Consider the following 11,163-nt stretch of genomic DNA (forward strand, 5'->3'; position numbering starts at 1 on the left):
GACGGGCGCTGCGGCCGGTCCCGCGATTCGCGGAGCCGGGCGGCGCCGGGCAACACGGCGTTCGAGCCACAGTGGCGCAGGCGAGCAACGCATGGAGTGGATTCAGGCAGAGCCCGGTAGGCAAGGACTACAGCCGCGATCGAGAACCGGTCGGGGGCGTGTCTACGACGTGCGCGGCCTGCCGGAGGAACACAGGATTCGAGCACAGCCCGGTCGCGCGTGACCTACGGCGTGCGCCGCCTACCGAACAACAACACACCCACCCCTACCGCACCCACCGCCGCGATCCCGCCGAGTCCCCAGAGCAGGCCGGTGGGCCGTGTGCTCGCGGGTGCGCGCGCCGCTGCCGGAAGTGGGGCGCCGCACCGGGTCGACGTCGGCTGGCGCGGCTGAGCCTCGACGGTGACGGTCACCTCGCACTGGCCGATGCCGGGCATCGCGACGTCGACGTAGACCTGCCAGGTTCCCGGCGGCAGCGCCGTGTCGTAGGCGGCCGTCGGCTTCCCCGGCAGGTGTCGCAGCGCCGTCGGGCCGACGGTGCGGTCGGCGGAGGTGGCCAGCAGGCTGGCCGCGATGGTGCTGGTGACCGGGATCGGGTGGCCGTCGGTCCAGGCCAAGTCGACCGTGACGCCGCCACGGCCGTTGTCGTGCAGGATCAGCACGAGGCTCTCGTGGGCCGCCGCCGTGGCGGGGACCCCGAGGGGCGCCATCGCGATCGCGATGGCGCCCGCCCGGAGTAGCCAGTTCCGCACTAGATCGGCTCCGCCGTCCACGCCTGGTGGCGGACGTCGCCGGGGCGCTGCAGGGTGAGCAGCTTGCCCTCGCAGAAGCGGTGCTTCGTCAAGCCGACCACGAGACCGCCGGTGGTCAGGCTGAACCCGCCGTCCTTGCTCGGGGTGAGCGTCCACGTCACCGCGGCCGACCCGCACTCGGACTGCACCAGCGGTGCGCCCGGCTTGACCTCGCCAAGGGCCGCGACGCACTTGCCGGTGGCCTTCGACCGCAGCTGGTGGCCATCACCCGCCGCGACGAGTTCCCACGACTGGTTGGCCGCGCCGGTCGAGGACCGGGCGATCAGCGGGGTGTTGTCCGCGGTCTGCGAGCCGTACAGCTCGGCCGAGCCGCCGGTCAGCGCGTTGGTCAGGCGGAACCAGCCGCCCTTGGGCTGCTCGGCGGCCTTCGTGCGCACGCTGGCCTCGTCGGTGTACTGCTGGTCACCCACGACGATCTTGGCCCGGTACTCGGTCGCGGGACGCAGGCCCACGACGCGCACCGCGGTCGCCTTGGTCGTGCCGAGGACCCGGCCGTTGATGACGACGCCATATCGGGTGCCGACGGCCGCGACCGGCCACGACAGCCGCACCGACGTCGTGGTGACGTCCGAGACCGTCAACTCCTTGTCGCTGGGCGGAACCGGCGACGTAGTGGTCGGCGGCTTCGATCCGGTGGTGCTGGTCGGGCTCGGCGAAGTGGGTCGCGACGTCGTCGTGGCCGTCGGCTTGGTCGGCGACGGCGTGGCCGAGGTGGTCCCCGTCGGGGACGGCTTCGTCGTGGTCGTCGTCGGCGGCCGCGACGAAGTAGTCGTGGTCGGCGACGGCGTCACCGTCGTCGTCGGGTTCGGCGCGGGGCCGCCGCCGTCGCGGATCAGGAAGGCGCTGTCGGCCATGTTCCAGTGCGTGGCGAGGTAGCTGCCCGCCTTCGGACTGGTGTGGTAGTAGTCGTCGTGCTGACAGTCCAGCCTGTCCTCCTGCGCGCGGTCCGGGCAGTTGGTGACCATCTGCGCGTCCGGCGAATCCTTGTAGCACATGAGGTCATAGTCGTCGACGCAGTGACCGGCCTTGCTGGAGTGCTCGGCGCTGTTGTTGACCGCGCCCAGGTTGTGCCCGAGTTCGTGGGCCGCGACGCTGGCGCCCCAGCAGCCGGAGTCGGTGCGCCCGAACGACGGGCCCTTGTTGCTGCGGTTCTCGGCGCCGGGACGCTCGTCGCCGGCGAAGGTGCCGATTCCACAGTAGACCTTCGCGTCGGCGAAGATCATGTACTTGCGGTCGGTGCGGGTGAAGCCCAGTTCGCGCAGCGCGGTCATCGTCTTGCTGAAGGTCGTCAGGCTGTCGGCGGGTACCTCGACCTCGTCGACGGTGACCTCGCAGTCGGCGTTGGTCACGAACCGCACGTGCCGCACGCCGTTGGTCTGCTGGGCGCTGGCGTTGTAGATGGTGTCGACGCCCGCGGCCCAGAGCCGGAACGACGACAGGTACTGGCTGTAGCGGCTGGGCGTGCCCGCGCCGTGGATGTAGAGGACCTGGACGCGGTCGCCCGTGCGGCCGTCGCCCTCGCAGACGACGCCGTTCGGCCCGGCGGCGACCTGGGCGGCCGGGGCGGTGTCCTCGACCATCGCCGCGGTGCCGCCCTCGTCGGTGACCGCGCCCTCATCGGTGACGATCTCGGCGTCGGGGACGACCGGTTCCGGGGCGGCGGCCGGGACGGCGGGCTTGGGCGCCGGGGCGGCGACCGGCGCGACGGGCTTGTTCACGTCGAGACCGGCGGGGGCGGCGTCCGGGCCGTGCGTGCAGGTGTCGCGGTCGGTGACCTCGTAGCCGCCGACGCAGCGCGAGCCCTTGGGGGCCGCAGTCAGGTCTCGGTAGACCAGACCGCGGCCGGGCTCGTCGGCCGGGACGGTGGTGACGGGTTGGACGCTGACGGTCGTCTCACCGGCGGTGTCGTCCGCGGTGTCGATCCACGGCAGCCAACCGCTGCCGACGGTGGGCACCGCCACCAGGCCGAGCAGTACCACGGCGATGACCGTGGCGAAGAGGATGCGAACGGCGCGACGTCTGGGGCGCGCGCGATGCGAGAACACGGCAAATGCCTCCGAACCAGCAGGGATGAGGTCTTCACCCGACTGGACGGCCTCTCACACGAACGCATTACGGTCTGACTCGGAAATTCGACAGGCGGTAACCGGACCTACCACCGGTGGGCGACGTCGACGACCATGCGCGACCCCGTGCCGGGCCCGTCGAGCAGCAGCACGCGGAACGGCAGCCGGGCGCGCACGCCGAGCCCGATCGTCGTCTGCCCCTCGAACTGGCCTGCCCACGCGACGTGCCGGAACGTGCTGTAGCCGGTGACGTCGGCGAGTTCGCCGTTGGGCAGGAAGATCGCGTCGGTCGCGATGGTGGGCACCCGCGGGACGACCTCCAGGCGCGCCCCGCCGCGCACGGGCACGAGTTCGCCGGAGCCGTCCTTGCGGATCTCGTCGACATAGCGCACCGAGTAGCCGCGCACGTCGCCGTTCACGTCGAGGACCATCCGGTCGAAGCACGCGTGGCGGCCGGTGCGGATCGCGTAGAGCTCGTCGGTTGAGCCGGGGCCCGCCTCCTTGGGCAGGGAGCCCCAGGTGATGCCGCAGTAGGGCGTACTCGCCCCCGCCGTGGCGGGCACCCCCAGGAGAACGCCGAAGACCAACGCCACCAGGACCACAACTGAACGCCTCATCACGGCCTCCTGACACGGGAGTGTGCTTTGAAGGACGCCTGTGCGGACGCTCAGGTTGCGCGGGCCGTCAAGTCGCTACCAGAAGAGCGGATCGTTCGGGCTGCTGCGGACCGTCGGGGCCGGTCGCTCTTCCTCCGGCGCGTCGATCACCGGCGCTTCGCCGGTGGTGTCGACGTCGTTCTCGTCTGGCGCGGTCATGTTCCCTCCCTGATCAGGAAGGGAAAGCATAGGTTGGAACGACCGTGGGCGCCGCCCAGACGGCAGCGCCCACGGTCGGGTCGGAGCGGGATCAGCTGGCCGCGGCCACCTCGGCCTTGGCCGACTTCGTCAGCGAGCGGGTCAGCGCGCGCTGGGCGCGGGGCGGGACGCCGTTGATGTCCTCGGTGCTGGTGGCGTAGGTGCCGAGGCCGTAGGCGATGGCGTCGGCGTTGCGGTCCAGGAAGGCCCGGTTCACGTTGCCGAGGTTGTCGCGCGGGGTCTGGTGGTTGGGGTCGAAGGCCGCGCCCGCCGTGCCGCCCCACTTGGCGGCCTGGGCGGCCGTCTTGTAGGTGAAGGAGCCGCCGTAGACGCCGCCGGTCGGGATGCCCAGGGCGACGAAGTACGGGTGGTCGGTGTTCGCGTCGTAGTTCGTGCCCTCGGTCGGGACGCCGAGTGCGGTGTAGAAGGTCTGGAAGGTCTTCTCGATCTGGGCGCAGCCGAACGGGCGCGGGCCGGGGGCGACCCGGTCGGAGTCGTCGCCGTCGTAGACGAAGTGGCCGGCGTTGAGGGAGCCCAGCATGTCGAAGTGAAGGTACATGGCGATGTCGAGCTGCGCCTCGAAGTCGAGGGTGTCGATGTAGGCGCGCGAGCCGCTCTGGGTCCACTCCGCGCCCCAGAAGGCGAAGCGCACGGCGTTGGAGATGCGCGGCTTGCTGCCCAGTTGCAGGGCGACCTCGAGCAGCGCCGCCGAGCCGGTGGCGTTGTCGTTGATGCCGGGGACGTCGTCCTCGCTGTCGAGCTGCGCGCCCGCCAGGATGACGTTGTCGGCGCGGCCGGTCTTGGTCTGCGCGATGAGGTTGTGGCTCACCGTGGGCTGGATGTGGGTGCGGATGTCGACGGTGGTCGTGGTGCCCGCGAGCGCGACGAGCTGGGCGCCCTCGGCCATGGTGACCAGTCCGGTCGGGATGCGCGACGCGGTCGGGCCGCCCGCGAGGATGCCGCGGGGCGGGCCTTCGAGCTGGTTGTAGACGATCGCGGCGAGCGCGCCCGCGTCGGCGGCCATGGCCTGTTTCTGGGTGAAGGTGCAGCCGCCGCGCTTGATCAGCGCGATGGCGCCCGTCATCGCCAGGCCCGCGTAGTCGGCGGCGTCGCAGCCGGGGTTGGCGTCGACCGGCACGTGCACGAGCGTGCCGGTCAGGCCGCCGACCGGGGTGCTGATCGTGTGGATGATCGGGAACGTGCTGAGCTTGGTGGCGCCCGCGGTGATCGACTCGGCGTCGGTGATGCGCCGGTCGAAGGTGAACTCGGGGGTCTGCACGTCGAAGCCCGCGTCACGCAGCTTGCCCGCCACGTAGTCGAGGCTGTCGCGGTAGCCGTTGGTGTAGGCCGCGCGGGACCCGCCGCTGCGGTCGGCGAAGCGCTGCATCGCGATCAGGTGCCGGTTGACCTTGTCGATCGTCACCTTGTGCACGAGGGTGTCGGCGAGCGGGGCGGTGGACTCGGGGGCGGCGCTGGCGGGGCTGATCCCGCTCAGCACGACCGCGGCCACGGCCATTGTCGCCAGGGCTAAGCGCCCGGTGGTGCGCAGGGGGTTGAGGCGCACGTCATCTCCTTCAGAGGTTCTTCGGTGGGGAGGTCAGATCGAGTCGGCCGCGGTGACTGCGGCCGCGCGGGACAGCGAGCGCACCTTGGCGCGCTCGGCGCGCGGCGGCACGCCGTTGACGCCCTCGGTGCTGATCGCGTAGGACGCGGTCACCCAGGCCATGGCGTCGGCGTTGCGGTCGAGCGCGACGCGGTCGATGTTGCCGAGGTTGTCGCACGCCTCGTGGTAGCAGGCGTCGAACCACACGCCCGCCGTGCCGCCCCACTTCGCCGCCTGCGCGGCCGACTTGGCGCCGGTCAGGCCGGTGTGGATGCCGCCGGTCGGGATGCCGACGCCGAGGAAGGCGAGCTGGTCGGAGCGCTGGTTGAGCGCGATGGGCTCGGTCGGCACGCCGCGCGCGGTCAGGTAGTCCACAAAGGACTTCTTGATGTGGCCGGAGCCGTAGGGGCCGGTGTCGCCGTCGTAGACGAAGTAGCCCGCGTTGGGCGAGGCGATCGCGTCGAAGTTGAGGTACATCGCGATGTCGAGCTGCTGCTCGAAGGTCAGATTCGCCACGTAGTAGGGCGAGCCGATGATCCCGAACTCCCAGGCGCCGAAGAAGATGAACCGCACCGCGTTGTTCACCTTGGGCGAGGCGCCGAGCTGCAGCGCGGTCTCCAGCAGCGCCGCGGAGCCGGTGCCGTTGCTGTTGATGCCCGCGCCCTCGACGACGCTGTCCAGGTGCCCGCCCGCGACGACGACGTTGTCGGTGCGGCCGGTCTTGGTCTGCGCGATGACCGTGCGGGACGTGCGCTGCTCGTTGAGCACCTTCAGTTCCAGCGTGACGGACTGGCCTGCCTTCTCGCGCAGCGCGAGGCCGTCGACCAGGGACACGCCGCCGCTGGGGATCAGCGCCTGGTCGGGCGAGGTGAGGTTGCCGCGCAGCCAGCCGTCGACGTTGTTGGCGAAGACGACGCCGATCGCGCCCGCCTTGGCCGCGTTCTGCTGCTTCTGCGCGAACGGGCAGCCGCCGCGGCGGATCAGCGCGATCGTCCCGGTGTAGTCGGCGCCCGCGAAGTCGGCCGCCGCGCACCCGGGGGCCGCGTTGTCGGGGACCACGGCGAGCGGGCCGGTGATGCCGCCGACCGGGGTGTTCGGGGTGTAGAGCGCCATGTGCATCTTGACGTTCGTGCCGCCGACGACCAGCTTCTCGACCAGCGCCTCGGAGTACGGCACCGGGAACTGCTGGGTGGTGACGTCGAACCCGGCGGCGGTGAGCTTGCCGAGGACGTAGTCGACCGAAGCCTCGTGGCCGGGCGTACCGGGGGCGCGCCTGCCGCCGTTGCGGTCGGAGATGCGCTGGAAGGCGATGAGGTGGCGGTTCATCGCGTCCACGGTCACCTTCGCCGCGAGGCGCTGGGCCAGCGGCGGGCCTTCCGGCTCGACGGCCTGGGCGCCCGCGGGCACCATGGCCAGGCCGACGCCGGCGGCGATCGCCAGCACGGCCCCTCTGAGGATTCTGCTGCGGGACATCCGGACTCGCTTTCGGGGGTTGGGGAGATCAGGAAGCGCGAGTGGGCAGGGCGTCGGTGTCCGCCGCGTACCGGGCGATCACCCAGCCGACGGCGGCGGCGTTGTTGGCGAGCATCACCTGGTCCACATTGGACAGCTGGTCGGCCGCCTGGTGGTAGTTGGGGTCGTAGGCCAAGCCCGCCGTGCCGCCCCACTTGACGGCCTGCTCGGCGGTCTTGATCGCGGTGGCACCGGTGTAGAGGCCGCCGGTGGGCACCCCGGCCTCGACGAACACGGCGTGATCGAAGCCGCCGAACAGCGACAGCGGCTCGGTCGCCACCCCGCGGCAGGCGAGGAAGTCGCGGAAGGACTGCTCGATGTGCGCCGAGCCCTCCGGGCCGGGGCCGCCGTCGAAGACGAAGTAGCCCCCGTTGGGCGAGCTGAGCATGTCGAAGTTGAGGTAGAGCGCCACGTCGGCCAGCTGGGCCTCGGTGAGCGACCGGACGTAGTGGTTGGACCCGATCTGGCCGAGTTCCTCCGCGCCCCACCAGGCGAACCGCACGGCGTTGCGCACGTCGGGCGAGCCGCCCAGTGACAGGGCCGTGGTGAGCAGCGCCGCGCACCCCGCGCCCGCGTCGTTGATGCCTGGCCCGTCCACGACGCTGTCGAGGTGCGCGCCCGCCATGACCACGCGGTCCGTGCGGCCGGTCCTGGTCTGCGCGATCACGTTGCGGGACACGCGGGGCTCGGAGAACCGCCGCAGCTCCAGGGTCACCCGCTCCCCCGCCCGCGACCGCAGCGCCGCGCCATCGGCCTTGGAGATGCCGCCGGTCGGGATGCGGGCGTTGTCCGGGGAGACCAGGTTGCCGAGCAGCCACTCGTCGTTGGTGTTGTAGATGACCGTGCCGACCGCGCCCGCCGCGGCGGCGTTGGCCTGCTTGACGTAGTGCGGGCCTCCACCACGCGCGATGAGCACGATGGTGCCGGTGTAGTCGGCGCCCGCGAAGTCGGACTCCGCGCAGCCCGTGGCCCCCTCGGGCAGCACGGCGAGCGGCGCGGTGACGCCGCCGACCGGGGTGTCCGGCGAGTGCCGCATCACCGTGATGTCGACCTCGTCACCGCCCACGACGAGCCGCTCGGCGACCGTTTCCTCATAGATGATGGGGAATTCGGGTACCTCGACGTCGAACCCGGCCGCGACGAGCCGCTCGACCACGTAGTCGACCGACTCCTCGTAGCCGGGGGTGCCGGACGCGCGGCGGTTGTCGTTGCGGTCGGCGATGCCTTGCAGTGCGCGGAGATGGTGCATGACCGCCTCGACGGTCACGCTGTCGGCTAAGGCGTGGGGGTCGAGATCCTCGGACAGCGTGGACATCGGGGCTCCTCGTCGCGACTGAACTGCTAGGGGTCACTGTGGCCTGGTTGGGCACCGGTCCACCCGAGCCAATCCGGCGCGAAATGGACCGTTCGCCTCCGCGACTACGCGCGCCAGGTGTTCTTCAGCTTGTCCAAATACGTCAAACCACCCAGAACGGCGTCGGTGTCGCCGACGAAGTCGATCAGGCAGGCCACTTCGTCGACCCCGGCCGCGTGCAGCTTGTCCAGCGTCGCGGCGCCGTCCTCGACCGTGCCGAACAGGCCACCGGTGTCGAAGTAGCGGTCGAACGACCGCTCGACGAGGAAGTCGACGTCCTCCGGGGACAGCGAGTCCGGGTCGACGCCCGGCAGGATGTCGCCGGACGCGCGCACGATGAGGCCGATGGAGCTGCGCAGGTAGGCGCTGAACGGCTCGCGGACGATCTCGCGGACCTCGTCGCGGTCGGCGCCCATGAAGGTGTGCAGCATCAGGGCCACCTTGCCCGGTCCGGCCGCGTCGCCGTGGTGCTCGGCGAGCGCTTCCCGGTACATCGCGATCTTGCCCTTGAGGTCGTCGAGGTCCTGGCCGAGCAGGTGCGTCAGCACGCCGACGCCGAGCTTCCCGGCCGCCTTGAACGTCTCCGGCGTGCCCGAGCTGGTCAGCCAGACCGGCAGTTCGGGGCTCACCGCGGGCGGGTACGCCTTGACCTCGACCGACTTGCCGTCACCGTCGACCAGCGCGGTCTTGCCGCCGCGCCACAGCTCGCGCACGGTCTCGATGGTCTGGACAAGGATGTTGCGCCGGTCGGCGTAGTTCTCCGGGCGGATCGCGAAGTCGACGGCGTGCCAGCCCGAGGCGAAGGACAGCCCGACCCGGCCGCCCGACAGGTTGTCCACAACGGACCATTCCTCGGCGATGCGCACGGGCGGGTGCAGCGGCGCGACCACGCTGCCCGCGCGGATGGCGACGTTCTTGGTCACCGCGGCGACGGCCGCGCCGGTCACCGCAGGGTTGGGGTAGCCGCCGCCGAACGGGTGGAAGTGCCGCTCGGGCGTCCACACCGCGGCGAAGCCGTGCTCGTCGGCGAAGCGGGCGCCGTCGAGCAGGAGGCGGTAGCGGTCGCCGCCCTCGGAGTCGTCGGCGAAGTAGAAGAGGCTGAAGTCCATCGCTGGGTCCTTCCCGGCGGTCATCGGACCGCGGCTGGCTGGGTGGGGAGCGGTTCGGGCGCGGGCCGCGGACGGCGAACCAGGGTCATGAGCAGGATCGAGAGCACCAACAGGCAGGCGGGCAGCAGGAAGGTGGCGCGGACCGCGCTCGCCATCCCCGTCTCGAACGCCGACTGCGCCGCCGCCCGCAGCGCGTCGACCGAGGAGTCGGACAGACCGGGCGGCACGTCGATGGCGAGGTCGCCCCGGCCGACCCGCAGGCCGCCGTCGGCCGCGTCGGCCATCGCGCCGAGGAACGGTTCCCGCAGCCGCGGTTCGAGTGCGGCGGCCTGACCTGCCGCCGAGTCCCGCAGCGATCCGGCGAGCTGGGACTGCGCGAGCGCGCCGACGGCCGCGGCGCCGATGGTGGCGCCGAACTGGCGGATCGTGTTGAGCGTGCCCGACGCCGCGCCCGCGACGGACGGGTCGATGTCGTGCATCGCGATGGTCAGCGGCGGCGCGAACGTCACGCCCATGGCGACGCCGACGAGGATCAGGCCGGGCAGCAGGTTCCACCACGAGCTGTGCGCCTCGGCGGTCACCACCAGGTGAAGCAGCCCGGCGGCGAACAGGACGAGTCCGACGATCAGGACGGGCTTGCCGCCGTGTTTGTCGGTCATCCGGCCGGAGATCGGCGACACCGCGATGGATACGGCCGGGGCGATCGCCATGACCAGGCCCGCGGCGAACGCGGTCAGCCCCAGCGCGGATTGCAGGTAGATCGACAGCAGCAACAGCATCGCGCCGACGCCGCCGACCAGGGTGATCGTCACGACCGCCATCACGCTGAAGTTGCGGTCGCGCAGGATGACCAGCGGCAACAGCGGTTCGCGGTCCTGCCTGCCCCGCTCCACCACGATGAACGCGACCAGCGCGACCAGCCCGGCCCCGATGACCATCGGGATCGTGACCGGCCCCCACACCGTGCCCCAGTCGTGGGTCTTGCCCTCGATGAGCCCGTAGGTGATCAGGAACAGCGCCGCGGAGGCCAGCGCGGACCCGACCAGGTCCAGCCTGCGCTGCTTCACCTCGCCGACCGACGGGATCACCACCGCCGCGAGAACGATGGCCAGCAGGCAGATCGGCACGTTGACCAGGAAGATCCACCGCCAGCCCCACGCGCTGACGATCAGGCCGCCGATGCTCGGCCCGATCGCGACCGCCGCGCCCGCGGTGGCTCCCCAGACGCCCATGGCCGCGCCGCGCCGCTCGGGCGGGAACACCTTGCTGATCATCGACAGCGACTGCGGGGACACCAGCGCGCCGCCGATGGCCTGCACGAACCGGGCCGCGATGAGCTGAACGGGGGTCTGCGCGAGTCCACACGCGATGGACGCGGCGGTGAACACGGTCATGCCGATGATGAACAGCCGCTTCGGCCCGTACAGGTCGCCGAGCCTGCCCGCGGTGATCACCAGGACGGCCAGGACCAGCGTGTAGATGTTGATGACCCACAGGAGCTGGTCGAACGTGGCGCCGAGGTCGTCGCTGATCGACGGGACGGCGGTGTTGACCGAGGTTGAGCCGACGCCCATGACGAACAGCCCGAGCAGCAGCGTGCCCAGGACGAGCCACGGGTCGGGTTCGCGCTTGGTCATCGAGCGTCCTGCGCCATGGCCTCGGCCAGGCTGCGCGGGCGCATGTCGGTCCAGTTGGCCTCGATGTGGTCGAGGCACTCCTGCCGCGGCGCGGGGCCGTGGGCGACGGTCCAGCCCGCGGGCACGGCGGCGAACTCCGGCCACAGCGAGTACTGGCCCTCGTCGTTGACGAGCGCGTAGTACGTGCCTTCGTTGTTCTCGAAGGGATTCGTCATT

10 protein-coding genes are annotated in these 11,163 nt (G+C 71.3%); all 10 read right to left on the minus strand.

Annotated features, from left to right (window positions below; genetic code table 11):
- Positions 1-224: 224 nt before the first annotated feature.
- The 10 genes from ACSHT8_RS07015 to ACSHT8_RS07060 all read right to left on the minus strand — a co-directional run bounded on the left by ACSHT8_RS07015 (position 225) and on the right by ACSHT8_RS07060 (position 11,162).
- Positions 225-752, minus strand: a complete 528-nt coding sequence (locus tag ACSHT8_RS07015; RefSeq protein WP_436498855.1) for a hypothetical protein — start codon at positions 750-752, stop codon at positions 225-227.
- Positions 752-2,857, minus strand: coding sequence for an RICIN domain-containing protein (locus ACSHT8_RS07020; RefSeq protein WP_436498856.1), 2,106 nt, complete (start codon positions 2,855-2,857; stop codon positions 752-754). Before ACSHT8_RS07020 ends, ACSHT8_RS07015 begins: the two co-directional genes overlap by 1 nt.
- 107 nt (positions 2,858-2,964) lie before the next feature.
- Positions 2,965-3,495 carry an AMIN-like domain-containing (lipo)protein gene (locus tag ACSHT8_RS07025; protein ID WP_436498858.1) on the minus strand — a complete coding sequence of 177 codons (531 nt, stop codon included), beginning with the start codon at positions 3,493-3,495 and terminating at the stop codon, positions 2,965-2,967.
- A gap of 75 nt (positions 3,496-3,570) precedes the next feature.
- Complete coding sequence (locus ACSHT8_RS07030; RefSeq protein ID WP_436498860.1) at positions 3,571-3,693, minus strand: hypothetical protein; 123 nt, start codon at positions 3,691-3,693, stop codon at positions 3,571-3,573.
- A 91-nt stretch (positions 3,694-3,784) separates the two neighbouring features.
- Entirely contained in the window at positions 3,785-5,296 is a 1,512-nt protein-coding gene (locus ACSHT8_RS07035) for a M28 family peptidase (protein ID WP_436498862.1), read from the minus strand.
- 33 nt (positions 5,297-5,329) lie between these two features.
- Complete coding sequence (locus ACSHT8_RS07040; protein WP_436498864.1) at positions 5,330-6,808, minus strand: M28 family peptidase; 1,479 nt, start codon at positions 6,806-6,808, stop codon at positions 5,330-5,332.
- 28 nt (positions 6,809-6,836) lie between these two features.
- Positions 6,837-8,162 (minus strand): M28 family peptidase, encoded by a 1,326-nt coding sequence (locus ACSHT8_RS07045; protein ID WP_436498866.1) that lies wholly within the window; start codon positions 8,160-8,162, stop codon positions 6,837-6,839.
- 104 nt (positions 8,163-8,266) lie between these two features.
- The gene (locus tag ACSHT8_RS07050) at positions 8,267-9,310 is read right to left on the minus strand and encodes a MupA/Atu3671 family FMN-dependent luciferase-like monooxygenase (protein WP_436498868.1); all 1,044 of its coding nucleotides are present in this window, start codon (positions 9,308-9,310) and stop codon (positions 8,267-8,269) included.
- Between the two features lie 20 nt (positions 9,311-9,330).
- Entirely contained in the window at positions 9,331-10,947 is a 1,617-nt protein-coding gene (locus ACSHT8_RS07055; RefSeq protein ID WP_436498870.1) for an MFS transporter, read from the minus strand.
- Complete coding sequence (locus tag ACSHT8_RS07060; protein ID WP_436498872.1) at positions 10,944-11,162, minus strand: MbtH family protein; 219 nt, start codon at positions 11,160-11,162, stop codon at positions 10,944-10,946. The genes ACSHT8_RS07055 and ACSHT8_RS07060 overlap by 4 nt, the downstream gene beginning before the upstream one ends.
- Position 11,163 lies beyond the last annotated feature (1 nt).

Source organism: Actinokineospora sp. HUAS TT18 (genome assembly GCF_051364635.1).
In the GTDB taxonomy this organism is placed as follows: domain Bacteria; phylum Actinomycetota; class Actinomycetes; order Mycobacteriales; family Pseudonocardiaceae; genus Actinokineospora.

Coding starts and splice junctions, on each gene's coding strand:
- ACSHT8_RS07030 (WP_436498860.1), bottom strand. CDS start 3,693: ATGACCGCGCCAGACGAGAACGACGTCGACACCACCGGCGAAGCGCCG.
- ACSHT8_RS07050 (WP_436498868.1), bottom strand. CDS start 9,310: ATGGACTTCAGCCTCTTCTACTTCGCCGACGACTCCGAGGGCGGCGAC.
- ACSHT8_RS07045 (WP_436498866.1), bottom strand. CDS start 8,162: ATGTCCACGCTGTCCGAGGATCTCGACCCCCACGCCTTAGCCGACAGC.
- ACSHT8_RS07055 (WP_436498870.1), bottom strand. CDS start 10,947: ATGACCAAGCGCGAACCCGACCCGTGGCTCGTCCTGGGCACGCTGCTG.
- ACSHT8_RS07025 (WP_436498858.1), bottom strand. CDS start 3,495: ATGAGGCGTTCAGTTGTGGTCCTGGTGGCGTTGGTCTTCGGCGTTCTC.
- ACSHT8_RS07040 (WP_436498864.1), bottom strand. CDS start 6,808: ATGTCCCGCAGCAGAATCCTCAGAGGGGCCGTGCTGGCGATCGCCGCC.
- ACSHT8_RS07060 (WP_436498872.1), bottom strand. CDS start 11,162: ATGACGAATCCCTTCGAGAACAACGAAGGCACGTACTACGCGCTCGTC.